The sequence below is a fragment of the Roseovarius sp. THAF27 genome (genome assembly GCF_009363655.1).
In the GTDB taxonomy this organism is placed as follows: domain Bacteria; phylum Pseudomonadota; class Alphaproteobacteria; order Rhodobacterales; family Rhodobacteraceae; genus Roseovarius.
On record NZ_CP045393.1, the window covers coordinates 59,615 to 72,898 of the forward strand.

General features: G+C 64.6%; 13 protein-coding genes. 3 read left to right on the forward strand and 10 right to left on the reverse strand.

The features are described from left to right. Positions 1-38: 38 nt before the first annotated feature. The gene (locus tag FIU89_RS00285; protein WP_152490752.1) at positions 39-761 is read left to right on the forward strand and encodes a type 1 glutamine amidotransferase; all 723 of its coding nucleotides are present in this window, start codon (positions 39-41) and stop codon (positions 759-761) included. On the opposite strand, the gene FIU89_RS00290 is transcribed toward FIU89_RS00285, so the two are convergent. Both FIU89_RS00290 and zapE read right to left on the reverse strand, forming a co-directional pair. Continuing rightward, complete coding sequence (locus FIU89_RS00290; protein WP_152490753.1) at positions 758-2,404, reverse strand: choline dehydrogenase; 1,647 nt, start codon at positions 2,402-2,404, stop codon at positions 758-760. The two genes, FIU89_RS00285 and FIU89_RS00290, sit on opposite strands and share 4 nt — an antisense overlap. Next, positions 2,401-3,462, reverse strand: coding sequence for a cell division protein ZapE (gene zapE, locus FIU89_RS00295; protein ID WP_152490754.1), 1,062 nt, complete (start codon positions 3,460-3,462; stop codon positions 2,401-2,403). Before zapE ends, FIU89_RS00290 begins: the two co-directional genes overlap by 4 nt. 135 nt (positions 3,463-3,597) lie before the next feature. Here zapE and FIU89_RS00300 point away from each other — a divergent pair, with 135 nt between their 5' ends. Next, positions 3,598-4,839 carry an MFS transporter gene (locus FIU89_RS00300; RefSeq protein WP_152490755.1) on the forward strand — a complete coding sequence of 414 codons (1,242 nt, stop codon included), beginning with the start codon at positions 3,598-3,600 and terminating at the stop codon, positions 4,837-4,839. Between the two features lie 11 nt (positions 4,840-4,850). Further along, entirely contained in the window at positions 4,851-5,459 is a 609-nt protein-coding gene (locus FIU89_RS00305; protein WP_152490756.1) for a hypothetical protein, read from the forward strand. Here FIU89_RS00305 and FIU89_RS00310 read toward each other — a convergent pair. From FIU89_RS00310 to FIU89_RS00345, 8 genes are all read right to left on the reverse strand, one after another. Then, the gene (locus FIU89_RS00310; RefSeq protein WP_254701754.1) at positions 5,456-6,409 is read right to left on the reverse strand and encodes an alpha/beta fold hydrolase; all 954 of its coding nucleotides are present in this window, start codon (positions 6,407-6,409) and stop codon (positions 5,456-5,458) included. The genes FIU89_RS00305 and FIU89_RS00310 overlap by 4 nt on opposite strands. Further along, on the reverse strand, positions 6,391-7,308 hold the full coding sequence (locus FIU89_RS00315) for an ornithine cyclodeaminase family protein (RefSeq protein WP_152490757.1): 918 nt from the start codon (positions 7,306-7,308) through the stop codon (positions 6,391-6,393). Before FIU89_RS00315 ends, FIU89_RS00310 begins: the two co-directional genes overlap by 19 nt. 70 nt (positions 7,309-7,378) lie before the next feature. Beyond that, on the reverse strand, positions 7,379-8,332 hold the full coding sequence (locus FIU89_RS00320; RefSeq protein WP_152490758.1) for a DMT family transporter: 954 nt from the start codon (positions 8,330-8,332) through the stop codon (positions 7,379-7,381). Next, entirely contained in the window at positions 8,329-8,778 is a 450-nt protein-coding gene (locus FIU89_RS00325; protein ID WP_152490759.1) for a YaiI/YqxD family protein, read from the reverse strand. Before FIU89_RS00325 ends, FIU89_RS00320 begins: the two co-directional genes overlap by 4 nt. 92 nt (positions 8,779-8,870) lie before the next feature. Continuing rightward, entirely contained in the window at positions 8,871-9,845 is a 975-nt protein-coding gene (locus FIU89_RS00330) for a phosphotransferase family protein (protein WP_152490760.1), read from the reverse strand. 55 nt (positions 9,846-9,900) lie between these two features. Beyond that, on the reverse strand, positions 9,901-11,331 hold the full coding sequence (gene sthA, locus FIU89_RS00335) for a Si-specific NAD(P)(+) transhydrogenase (protein WP_152490761.1): 1,431 nt from the start codon (positions 11,329-11,331) through the stop codon (positions 9,901-9,903). A 3-nt stretch (positions 11,332-11,334) separates the two neighbouring features. Then, positions 11,335-12,168 carry an S-formylglutathione hydrolase gene (fghA, locus tag FIU89_RS00340; RefSeq protein WP_152490762.1) on the reverse strand — a complete coding sequence of 278 codons (834 nt, stop codon included), beginning with the start codon at positions 12,166-12,168 and terminating at the stop codon, positions 11,335-11,337. A 169-nt stretch (positions 12,169-12,337) separates the two neighbouring features. Then, entirely contained in the window at positions 12,338-13,273 is a 936-nt protein-coding gene (locus FIU89_RS00345) for an AEC family transporter (protein ID WP_152490763.1), read from the reverse strand. Positions 13,274-13,284: the final 11 nt, after the last annotated feature.

Consider the following 13,284-nt stretch of genomic DNA (forward strand, 5'->3'; position numbering starts at 1 on the left):
CGCGTTACGGTGCGGGCAAGGCAAAGGTGAGGGTCCCCATGCATATTCTGGTCCTGCAACATGAGCGCGTCGAGCATCCGGCGGTGTTTCGCAAGTTCCTGAAGGAGGACGGGCACAGCTGGGATGCGATCGAACTGGACGAAGGCGAGGCACTGCCCGACAGCATGGACGGCTACGATGCGCTGTGGGTGCTGGGGGGGCCGATGGACACCTGGCAGGAGGACGCGCACCCCTGGCTGAGGGACGAAAAGGCGTTCATCCGCGAGGCGGTCGAGGGGCAGGGTGTGCCGTATCTCGGCCTGTGCCTGGGGCACCAGTTGCTGGCCGATGCGCTTGGCGGTGCGGTGGGGCCGTCGAAGACGCCCGAGATCGGCGTGCTGGACGTGCAGTTGACCGAGGCGGGCGCGAGCGGCGTTCTGTTCGACGGGCTGCCGGAGGTCTTTCAGGCTTTGCAGTGGCATTCGGCCGAGGTGACGGCCTTGCCCGAAGGTGCGCAGGTGCTGGCCACCTCCCCGGCCTGTCCGGTGCAGGCGATGAAATGGGGGACGCGGGCCTATTCGATGCAGTTCCACATCGAGATCGAGCAGGACACGGTCGAGGCGTGGGGGGATATACCGGAATACGCCGAGGCGCTGGAAAAGGCGCTAGGCCCCGGATCGCTGCCCGGTTTCCAGGCCGAGTGCGCCAAGCGTATGAACACGTTCAACGACATGGCCGAGCGCATCTACATCAACTGGCTTCAGGCGACGGCGCGGACCTAAGGCGACTGAAAGGCGAAGGGTAGGGTTTCCGGCGCAAGCTGGGGATGCCCCGCGATGTAATCCGCCGCCCGCGCCGCGATCATCTGGGTGGGCGCGTTGAGATTGGCGCTGATCACGCGGGGCATGACCGAGGCGTCGACCACGCGCAGGCCCTCGATGCCGTGCACGCGAAAGCGGCTGTCGACCACGGCCTCGGCGTCGTGGCCCATCCGGCATGTGCCGCAAGGGTGGAAATCGGTGGTGACATTGGCGCGGATCCAGTCGCGGATCTGTGCATCGGTTTTCACGTCCGGGCCGGGGTCGATCTCGACATCGCGGAAGGGATCGAAGGCGCTCTGGCCGATCAGGTCGCGGACGCGGTGGATGCCTTCGACCAGCTCGTCGAGATCATGGGGATCGGACAGGTAGTTGAACTGCAGGTCCGGGTGGTCTGACGGGTCGGTCGAGGCGAGGCGCAGCGTTCCCCGGCTGCGCGGGCGCAACTGGTCGACATGGCAGGCGAAGGCTTGCAGCAGGGTGATCTTTGGCCCGTTGTATTCGAATCCGACGGGGCCGAAATGATATTGCAGGTTGGGATAGGCGACGTCGGCGTTGCCCCGGATCAGACCGCCGGCCTCCCATATGTTCGAGGCGGCGACGCCGTTGCGGGCAAAGACCCATTGCGCCCCGGCGCGCATCTTGTTCCAGGGCCGGTCGACGCGGTGGATGGGAAAGCTGACGCGGCTTTTGCATTGCACGATGACGCTGGCATGATCCTGCAGGTTGGCCCCCACGCCGGGCAGGTCGTTGGCCACCTCGATGCCCGTCTCCGACAGGTGGGCGGCGGGGCCGATGCCTGACAGCATCAAAAGCTGCGGCGAGTTGATGGCGCCGCCCGAGAGGATCACGTCGCGCGCGGCGTGAAAGGTCCGTGCCTGGCCGAGATGGAGGGTGCGCACGCCGGTGGCGCGGTTGCCGCTGAGTTCGATCCGCTGGACCGCCGCGCCGGTCAGCAAGGTGACGTTGCCACGCGCCAAGGCGGGGCGCAGATGCGCCACCGCCGCGCTGCACCGCCGCCCATGGCGCTTGGTGGCATCAAAGCGCGCGACGCCTTCGGGGTTGTGGCCGTTGAGGTCGTCGGATCGGCCCTGGCCCGCCTGCGCGCCGGCCTCGAGGAAGGCATCGAAAAGCGGGTTGTCATAGTCGCCACGGGTGACGCCGAGGGGGCCCGCATCGCCACGATACGCATCGCCGCCACGCGAATAGGTTTCCCCGGCCCGGAAATAGGGCAGGCAGTTCTCGTAGCGCCAGTCGGACAGACCGAAATCGTCGGCCCAGCTGTCATAATCCAGCGGATGGCCCCGCATGTAGACCATCGAATTGATCGAGGAGGACCCGCCGACGACCTTGCCGCGCGGCATGAAGATCTCGCGGTCCTGCGCGGCGGGTTCGGGCGCGGTCTCGTAGTTCCAGTTCAGCTTGGGATCGCACCACGTGCGGTAGACGCCTGCCGGGATGTGGATGAAAAGATCGCGGTCCATCGGTCCGGCCTCAAGGACGAGGATGGACTTGGATCTGTCCTGGCCCAGCTTGCTTGCCAATGTGCATCCGGCCGAACCGGCGCCGACGATGATATAGTCGTACTCGCGCGCCGGTTGGCTCATGCGTCCTTGCCCCAGCCTTCGGACTGCATCTCGCGCAGGCGGCTGGCGGTGCGCTCGAATTCGAAGCTGCCTTCGCCTTCGACATACAGGTATTCCGGCGCGGCGGCGGCAGAGCAGATCAGCTTGACCTTCGCCTCGTAGAGGGCGTCGATCAGGGTGACGAAGCGCTTGGCCTCGTTGAAGTTGGAGCGGCTGAGCTGGGGGATGTTCTCCAGCACCAGCACCCGCGCGGCCTGGGCCAGTGCGAGATAGTCGGCGGGGCCGAGGGGCCGACCGCAAAGGTCATAGAAGGTGGCCCGCGCGACGCCGTTGTGAAAGGCCGGGATCTCGACCTCGCGCTTGTTGACCACCAGTGTCAGCGGCTCGCCCTTGCCATCGGTCAGGTCCTTCCAGACCTCGTTGATCTTCGCCCGCGCCTCGGGGTTGACGGGCGTGAAATAGGTCGGGCTGCCCGCCAGCCGACCTTGCCGGTGGTCGGTGGGGCTGACCATCTCGTGGATGACCATCCGCTCTTTCAGAAGTTCGATGAAAGGCAGGAAAAGCTGCCGGTTGAGACCGTCCTTGTACAAGTCGTCAGGCACGCGGTTCGAGGTTGTCACCACGGTGACCCCCGACTCGAAGAGCGACTCGAAGAGGCGACCGACGATCATGGCATCTGTGATGTCGGTGATCTGCATCTCGTCGAAGGCAAGACAGCGGACGGATTCGGCCACCGCCTTGGCGACGGGGGCAAGCGCGTCTTCCTTGCCGGCGGCGCGCGCCTTGTGCATCCCGGCGTGGACCTCTTGCATGAAGGCATGGAAATGCACGCGGCGCTTGGGCACCGACAGGGTTTCCACGAACATGTCCATCAGCATAGACTTGCCGCGCCCGACGCCGCCCCAGATGTAAAGGCCCTTGGGCGCTTCGACCTGCTTGCGGAAAAAGCCCTTCTTCTGGGGTTGTGCCAGATCGGCGCGCAGACGCTCCAGCTCCTCGACCACGGCGACCTGGGCCTCGTCGCGTTTCAAGACGCCCTCGTCGATCAGCCGTTCGTATCTGTCGGGAACCGTTTCCATGCCCTCGTGGATACCGAAGCCGGGGCGGCGTGGAAAGCAGGAAGCAGATCGCGGAACGGAATTGTGTGCATCACAATCGCTGAATTGACGCCCGGCAACGGGCGGGTAATGTCGCCGCATTGCTCGGAGGACCCAATGCAGAAATCCGCGTCGATTTTCACGCCTGTGCTGGTGGCGGGCTGCCTGATAATGCTGGTGTCCTTCTCGATCCGGGCGGCGTTCGGGGTGTTCCAGATCCCGATCGCCGAGGAATTCAACTGGCTGCGGGTGGAGTTCAGCCTTGCCATCGCGGTTCAGAACCTGGCCTGGGGGATCGGCCAGCCGATATTCGGCGCGATTGCCGAAAAGGTGGGCGACCGCAAGGCCATCATCCTCGGTGCGTTGATGTATGCCGCCGGGCTGGTCCTGTCGTCCTTTGCAACGACGCCGCTGGCGCACCAGCTTTACGAGGTGCTGGTGGGCTTCGGTATCGCGGGCACCGGGTTCGGCGTGATCCTGGCCGTGGTGGGCCGCGCGAGCAGCGACGAGAACCGCTCGATGAGCCTTGCCATCGCGACGGCGGCCGGATCGGCGGGGCAGGTGTTCGGCCCGCCGGTTGCGGAGTACCTGCTGTCGATGATGGGCTGGCAGTCGGTCTTCCTGATCTTCGCGGCGGCGATCCTGGCGGTGCTGGCCTGCCTGCCGCTGATGCGGGCGCCGGAGCCTGTCAGCACGACGGAGCTGGAAGAGACGATGGGCCAGATCCTGGTCAAGGCGTTCCGGGATCCGAGTTACACGCTGATCTTCCTGGGCTTCTTTTCCTGTGGCTATCAGCTGGGGTTCATCACCGCGCATTTCCCGGCCTTCGTGACGGAGTATTGCGGGCCGATCGCGGCGGGCAGCGTGTTGCACAACATGGGGGTGACCACGACCTCGGCGCTGGGGGCGGTGGCCATCGCGCTGATCGGGCTGGCCAATATCGCGGGGACGCTGACGGCGGGGTGGCTGGGCAAACGCCATTCCAAGAAGCTGTTGCTGGCCGGAATATACACCGGGCGGACGCTCGTCGCGGCGGCTTTCATCCTGTTTCCGATCACGCCGACCAGCGTGCTCTTGTTCTCGGCCGCGATGGGGTCACTTTGGCTGGCCACCGTGCCGCTGACCAGCGGGCTGATCGCGCATATCTACGGGCTGCGCTACATGGGCACGCTTTACGGTATTGTGTTCTTCAGCCACCAGTTGGGCAGTTTCCTGGGTGTCTGGCTGGGAGGGCAGTTGTATGATATCTACGGGAACTACTCGATGGTCTGGTGGATCGGCGTGGGAGTGGGCGCATTTTCGGCAATCGTGCATCTTCCGGTAAAAGAGCGGGTGCTGCCGCGCAGTGCCTTGGCCTGACGCTTGCCGCGGTGCTGGGGCTGACCGCAGGCCCGGCGGCGGCGGATCAGGTGGAGGACTGGATCGCCGGCACGCCCGAACGCTACAGACAAGCGTTGCGCGCGGGGCAGGAGGATCCGACGTTCTCGGCGTTTCGCGAGATGTGTCCGGCGGATGTCTTTCGCGACCTGGGCCGGGAGCCGGGCGGATCGCGGGACTGTACCCAAAGGCCGGGATGGTGCCTGGGCCTGTGCCGGGCGGGGCAGGCGCGGGCCTGTTTCGGGCTGGCGCGGTCGGTTGAAATCGAGCTGGACGTCGAAGGCCAGGCCACGGTGAAATATCCCTTCTTCATGGCCGCCTGCGCGGCGGGAGACGCGAATGCGTGCACGAACGCCGGCGCGACGGCTGCGCGGGGCAGTTGGATCGCCGGATCGCAGCCGGCCGCCGCCGCAGCGCCGGCGTGCCAGGTGCGCACGTATGAGACGGCCTGCACGGCGCGGGCGCCCTGGGGCTGTTACATGCTGGGCGCGGAATGGGCGCAGGCGGGTGACAACGGCAAGGCGCAGGATGCATGGCAGCGCGCCTGCGATGTCGACCCCGATGGCAGTGCCTGCGACGCCGCGCGGGCCCGGTTGGATTAGCGGGCCGTGTCCTGCGCGACCTGAAGCGTGTCCAGGACCCGGGCGACCTTGGTCACATGGGTATAGGCCAGTGTGTGCCCGGCGCCCGGGATGACCACGTTGCGCGCTTCGGGGTTCAGTTCTGTCAGCCGGTCGCGGCCCGCTAGCGGGATCACGTCGTCGGTTTCGCCCCAGATCGCCAGGGTCGGAATGCCGGCGTCGCAGATGGCGCGGTGGGCGGGGGCAAGGTCTTCGTCCATGATGCCCCTGAGCGATGACAGGATGGCGGGCGCGAACCCGCGTTTGCGGCTTTCAGCCATTTGCAAGTCGACCATGTTCGGAATGGCCGACGGCAGGCCGCGTTCGGCCGCCAAGCCACGGCGCAGGCTGCGAGGATAGAAACCCAGCATCATCCATTTGCCGATATTGGGGTGGTTGATGGCCATCCCCGCGACCGGCCCGAGATCATGTCCAAGCCCGGCCGGAGCGATCAGGCAAAGCTGCTGCACACGTGAGGGATGTGCGGCGGCGAACCCGGTCGCGATGGCCCCGCCCATGGAATAGCCGAGCAGGGTGAAGCCGCCCTCGATGCCCTGGTGATCGAGCAGCGCGGCAAGCTGGGCGTTGAAAAACGTGCTGTTCTGTTCGCCCTTGGGACGGGCCGACAGGCCGCGGCCATAAAGGTCATAGGTCAGGACGCGAAAGCCCATCCCGGCGAGGTGGTCGGCCAGTGGACCCCAGACGAAGCTGGGCGTGGTCAGCCCGTGCACGCAGACGGCCACAGGGCCGTCCTCGGGTCCGCGCCACTGGAACCATGTCGGGCCGTTCGGCAGATCCGCCACCTGCCCCGGGGCCGAGGCCCGCTGTTTGTCCGTCACACGGGGACGGAATGCCTCGGCAATGAAAGGGGCGGCGACAAGGGCCGTCCCGGCGGACAGGACCGCCCAGCCGATCACTTGGCCGCTTTCCAAGCGTCAAGGATGTAACGGCTGGTCATGAGGTCCAGATGTGCGCCGCCGCCGTTCTTGAAGAGGGTGATCTCCTGGTCGCAGCGCCGGGTGAAATTTTCCGGCTCGTAGTAGTCGGCCACAAGGTCATCGCGCGTGATCGTTCCGGCCTCGAGCGGGATCTTGATCTCGCCGATATGGCCGACGGTCGTGTCGTAGCTGTCGACGAAGACGCGAGCGCGTTGCAGGGCGGTGTCGTCGGCCTCTCGCATGTCGGGGCGGTAGGCGCCGATGAGGTCGATATGCTGGCCGGGCTGGAACCAGTCGCCTTTCAGCACCGGGTCGGTGGACATGGTGGCCGAGGTCACGATATCGGCGGCACGCACGGCGCCCTCCAAATCATCGGCTACGGTCAGGCCGGGGCAATCCTTGACCATCGCCTCGGCATTGGCGCGGGTGCGGTTCCAGACGGTGAATTGCGCGTCGGGGAAGCCGGCGCTGTAGGCCTGGAAGAGCGACCGGCCCACGGTGCCCGCCCCAACGATCAGAATGTTGCGGCTGTCGGCCCGGGCGAGGCGGCGGGCGGCGAAAAGGCTGTCTCCGGCGGTCTTCCACTTGGTCACGAGATGGAAGTCGATGACGGCCTCTAGGCTGCCATTGGTGTCGGAAAAGACGCTGACCGAACCGTTGATCATCGGTTCGCTGTTGTCGGGGTTGCCGGGAAAGATCGTGGCGGATTTGACCGCCAGCCCCATGCCGTCGATCCATGCTGACCGGCTGAGCAGCGTGTCGGGATTGCGGTAGAGGAAGGTATCGCCGATCTCGGCCTTGGGGCGTTCATGGCCCGCCTCGAAGGTGTCGCAGAGCGCCAGCCAGTCGAGCAGCGCCTCGCCTTCGTCGAAGGGGATGATGGAAATGCTCATGGGGGCGCTCCTTGCTGTTGGTATCGCAAGGTATGCGTGCTGGCGCGGGGCGCGTCAAACCCTGCAGGGGTCACAGGTGGCTGGGCTCGTCACTCGCGACGATCTGGTCCTTCCGGGATTCGCGCCAGATAAGGTAGAGGCCCGAGCCGAGGATCAAGGCGATGCCGATCCACGCGGTGCGGTCGGGCCATGTGCCGAACACGGTCACGCCCCACATGATGGCCATGGGCATGGCGACATACTCGAACGGTGCGGCGAAGGCGGCCTCGGAAATGCGGTAGGCCTGGCTGATGAAGAACCCGCCCATCACGCCGCTGACGCCCAGCATGATCAGGATCCACCAGTCATGCGTCGCGATCGGCCCCCAGGCGCGGAACAGGAAGGCCAGCGATGCGTGATCCTGCTGGGCGAATTTGCCGTCGCCGATGGAGAGGCCGATGATGCTGCAGGCGATAATGAAGGTGATCTGGATATAGACCGCCATGGTCGCCGCCGATTCCGTGCCGCCGACCTTGCGCGCGACCATGTGTATCACGGCATAGAGCACGGCCGCGGCCATCGGCAGGAGGGCTGCAACCTGAAAGGCCGAGGTGCCTGGTTTGACGATCACCAGGACGCCGACGAAGCCGACGGCGATGGCGGCCCAGCGGCGGGCGCCCACGGTTTCGCGCAGGAAGATCACCGAGAAGACGGTGATGACCAGCGGCGAGATGAAGAACACCGCGACCGCATCGGCGATGGGCATCGCCGCCAGGCCGAGAAACAAACAGGAGTTGGCGCCGACCACGCAGACCCCGCGCAGAAGGTGGGCGCCAGGCCGCCGCGTGCGCAGCACCCGCAGACCGTAGATGGGCAGAAACACGATTGCGAAGGTGAGCAAGGCGATCGCCGACCGGAAGAAGACGATCTGGTGCAGGGCGTAGTCATCCGACAGGAACTTGATGCCCACGTCGTTCAGCGAAAAGCACATGACAGCCAGCAGGGCGCAGCCCGCCCCGGCAAGGTTCGTGCGCGACACGCTCATGTCTGCGCCGCCTTGCGGACCATGCGTTCCAGCGCATCGAGAAAGCGCGAGCGGTCGGCCTTGGTAAACCCCTTGCCGCCACCTTGCCGGAACGGATCGGCAGCGCGCAGGTCGCTCATCAGGTCGCGGGTTGCGAGTGCGTTGCCGATATTGGCTTGGGTCAGCGCCTCGCCGTTGTGTTTTAGCACCAGCGCACCGGCTTCGACGCATTTGGCCGCGAGTGGGATGTCGCTGGTGATGACCACGTCGCCCGGCCCGGCACGCTCGGCGATCCACATGTCGGCCACGTCGGGGCCGTCGGGCACGATGACGGTTTCCACCAGCGGATTGCGCGAGGGGCGCAGGCCGCCGTTGGAGACGATGAAGATCTTCTGCTTGTGACGGGTGCCCACCCGCTCGACCTCGTCCTTGACCGGACAGGCATCGGCATCGACGTAGAGGGACATGCAAGCGGGTTCCTTTTTCTGTCCGGCGAGGCCTTGGTAGATCTCGGATCGGAATCTTCCAACAACGCAAACCCACCGCGAACTCTTAAATCCTAGAGCGAGTGTTCAAATGCAAGCAACAGGCGGGAGTGCAGGTGGTCGAATTTCTTTTGTTGGAATTGAGTGCGGTCATGCCGCTCGGTCGTGATGCTCAACCAGTCAATCAGCAGACGCGCCCGCATGCAGAAGTCCAGCACATCCATGTTTATCGGGTGCCGGTAGAGTTTGAAGAACATCGCCTTGTTTTTGGCAATGAGTCCGCTGCGGTCGATTTCGTCCGGGCTGGCCGGCCGGAAGACATCCGTCTTCAGGAAATCCACGATGTCGTAAACGGCCAGTTTGCGCGTCACTTCCGTGAAGTCGAAACCGTAGGTCACGCCCGCACCCAAGATAAGGTTGCGACCATGGAAGTCACCGTGACTGAAGACATGCGTATCTTCCGCGCCTTCAATCCGCCTGACGTCCCGGTGCATCTGGTCGATCATCGGCCCGTATTGCTCGGGCGTCGCATGAGGGCAGGCCCGGCTGCCGGTCAGGGTGGCGAGGGTCTCGAGCATCCAGTCGTACCAGAACTTCTCTGTGGTGATCGGTTCAAAGCCATGTAGTGCGCGCAGCCAGTGACCGGCCTTGCGATAGATTTGGCGCGCGCGATTGTCGGCCTCCTGTTCATAGATTGCCTCTGTCGCCGTCCGGTTGTCGATATAGCCTGTGACGAAGAACTCGCCGGAAGGGGACATGTAGACGGGTGTCACGACATCCAGCTTTTCAAACTTCTCGAAATGGGCATGCAGTTCGCGCAGCGTTTCAAACTCGCGCACCAGTCTTTCGGTCTTCGCGGATTTGGTATCGACCTTCAGCGCATAGCGCCGCTCACCGATTTCGACCACGAAAACCTGACGTTCTTTCGGGTAGTCGGCTGAGCGGTAGATGCAGGCGAAGTTGTAGTCCTGTGCCGGGTGCTGTTGAGCAACGAATTCCTTGGCATAGCCGTTGATGCGTCTGCGGTTGTAGTTCAGCAGATTGGCCATTTAGAACGCCGTGTTCATCGTCGGTCTGGCTGGCATCGACATATGGGCCAAAACGCTATTCCGCCGCCTTGGCGCCGCGGGTGACCTTGTATTCCTCGGGGATGGGCATCCGGTTGAAGGCGTCGAGACCGGCGATCTTGTAGGCCTCGGCCAGCGTGGGATAATTGAACGTGTTCTGCACGAAGTAGTCCACCGTGCCCTTCAGGTTCAGCACGGCCTGCGCGATGTGAATGAGCTCGGTCGCGCCTTCGCCGACGATCTGGACGCCCAGCACGCGGCGGGTTTTCAGCGACACGAGCATTTTCAGCATCCCGTGTTCCAAGCCCATGATGTTGCCGCGGGATGTCTCGCGGAAGCGGGCGATGCCGACCTCGTATGCGATGCCCCGTTCCTGCATTTCTTCCTCGGACATGCCGCAGGTGGAAATCTCTGGCACGGAGTAGATGCCGTAGGGAAACCACGGGCTTTCGGGCAGGGTGGGCGTGTCGAGCGCGTGGCACGCGGCGATGCGACCCTGCTGCAAGGAGGTCGAGGCGAGCGAGGGGTGCCCGATCACGTCGCCCGCGGCGTAGATATGCGGCACCTTGGTCTGGTAGGTCTTGCGGTCGACCTCGAGCCGGCCGCGGTGATCCGTCTTCAGCCCTGCCTTGTCGAGGCCCAGGCGGTCGGTGGCGCCCATGCGGCCGGCGGCGAAGAGCAGCATTTCGGACCGGACGTGCCGACCGTTGGCCAGCGTCGTCTCGATATGCTCGCCCGCGTCCTCGATCGTCTCGATGGCCGAACCGAGGCGCAGGTCGACGCCGTTCTCGCGGATCTGGTGGGTGAAATCGTCGATCAGGGTCTTGTCGATGAAGTCGAGGAAGCTGTCGCGCGGCTCGATCAGGGTGACGCGCACGTCGAGGGCCGAGAACATGGTGGCGTATTCCACGCCGATCACGCCCGCGCCCACCACGACGAGGCTGCGGGGGATCTGGCCCAGTTCGAGAAACTCGTCGCTGTCCACGACCGTCTTGCCGTTGAAGGGCACGTAATCGGGGCGATAGGTCTTGGTCCCGGTCGAGATCAGGAAGCGGTCGGCGGTCAGCGCCACCGTCTCGCCCGCCTCGGTTGCCACATCGATGGCGTTGGGCCCGGTAAAGCTGGCCAACCCGTGGAGGGTATCGACGTGGTTGCGGTTGAACTGGTGCTCCAGCACGTCGATCTCGTAATCAAGGGTCTTGTGCAGGCGCATTTTCAGGTCCTGCGCGCCGATATCCTCTTTCACGCGGTAGGATCGTCCGTAAAAGCTGCGCTCGCGGTAGCCAGAGAGGTTGAGCACGGTTTCCCGCAGGGTCTTGGACGGGATCGTGCCAGTATGCACCGACACCCCGCCCAGTCGCTCCTTGCGGTCCACGACCAGCACCCGGCGTTTCAGCTTGCCGGCCTGGATCGCGGCAGAGCGTCCGGCGGGGCCGGAGCCGATGATGATGAGGTCGTAGTGGCTCATGTCTTACCCTGCGTAGAGCGCTTCGGCGTGGAAGGCGATGTGGTCCTCCATGAAGGAGGACACGAAGAAGTAGCTATGGTCGTAACCGGGCTGCATCCGCAGGATGGATTGCTGGCGGCGGGTGGCGCAAGCCTTGGCAAAGCTTTCGGGCATCAGCAGGTCCAGAAACTGGTCCGATGTTCCGGTATCGCACAGAATCGGACCATCGAAGCCCTTTTCGTTCATCAGCAGCGTGGCGTCATGCTTGGCCCAGAGGCTTTCGTCCGAGCCGAGATAGGCGCCGAACTGCTTGCGGCCCCAGCTGCTTTGGGTGGGGTTCACGATGGGCGAGAAGGCCGAGACCGAGGCGAAGCGGTCGGGGATGTTCATCGCGATGGTCAGCGCGCCATGCCCGCCCATGGAGTGGCCGGTGATGGCCTGGCGCGCGCTGTCGATGGCGAAGTTCGAGGCGATCAGGACCGGCAATTCCTCGGTCACGTAGTCCCACATGCGGAAATGCGGTGCCCACGGGTCCTGCGTGGCGTTGACGTAGAAGCCCGCGCCCTGCCCGAGGTCGAAGGCGTCGTCATTGGCCACGCCCTCGCCCCGCGGTGAGGTGTCGGGGAACACGAGCGCGATGCCCTGTTCCGCCGCCCATTGCTGTGCGCCGGCCTTGGTCATGGCGTTTTCGTGCGTGCAGGTCAGGCCAGAGAGGTACCACAGCACGGGCACGTTGCCCCATTTCGCCTCCTCCGGCAGGAACAGGCCAAAGGTCATGTCGCAATCGCACGCCTTGGATTTGTGGGTGTAGACACCTTGCGTGCCGCCGAAGCAGGCGTTTTCCGAAACGGTTTCCATCACGATCTTCCTTCCGTCCTATGAGCGGTGAGACACCGAATGCCGCCATCCGGCGGCGGTCGCGCGGACCGTATCACGCTCAGCCCTGCGGCCAACCGTGAAATTGGTCGGCACAGGCCTAGCGCGCACAGGTTTCAGAATTGCAAAAATCGGCGGGTGGCGCAGCGGTCTATTGATAAAGGCGGCTGACCCAGCCGATGACGACTGACACCGTGATGACCGCGATGGCCGTCGAGATCAGGATCGAGGCCGAGACCCGTTGGGGTGCGATGCGGTAATGCTCGGCCAGGATATAGACGTTGCCCGCAACGGGCAGGGCAGCGGCGGTGATCATCACGGCGGCGGGGTAGGGATCGACGGGGAAAAGGTAGAGCGCGGAAAAGGCCACGAAGAGCGGGTGCAGTATCAGCTTGTTGAAGCTGAGCCAGCCGGCGACGAAGGGCCGTTCGGCGGACTTGGTGGCCAATGAGGCGCCGATGGCGAAGAGCGCGCCGGGTGTCGCCGCGCCGCCCAGCAGGGACAGGAAATCGTTCATGACCGGGTGAATGGGGAGGTCGAAGGCGGACCAGGCAAGCCCGAGCGTGATCGAGACGATCATCGGGTTCTTCACGAGGCCGATGCCCACGGTGCGAAAGACGCCGAGGCTCATGCGCCCGTCGCGTGTGCCGGTGACGATGATCACGATCAGCGAGCCGAAGACGATGAGGTCGACCGCGAGTACCAGCATCACGGGGCCGATCGCATCCTCCCCCAGCAGCAGCGTCAGCATCGGCACGCCCAGGAAACCCACGTTGCCGATCACGCCGCATTGTGCCTCGAACGCGGCTTCCTCGGCCTTGAGGCGGCGGAAGAAGGCGACCAGCGTGACCAGCCCGTAAACGAAGGCCGTGCCCCAGAGATAGGCCATGACGAACCGCCAGTCGAAGATCTCGCTCATCGTCAGGTTCGCGGAGAACCGGAACAGCATGGCCGACAGGGCGAAATAGAACACGAACTTGGTGAGGTAGGCGGTGGCCTCTTCGCTGAAGAACCCGGTGCGTCCTGCCCAGTAGCCAAGCCCGATCAGCAGGAAGAAGGGCAGGGTTTGCAAGAAGATGTCCAGCATGAAGCGGTCGT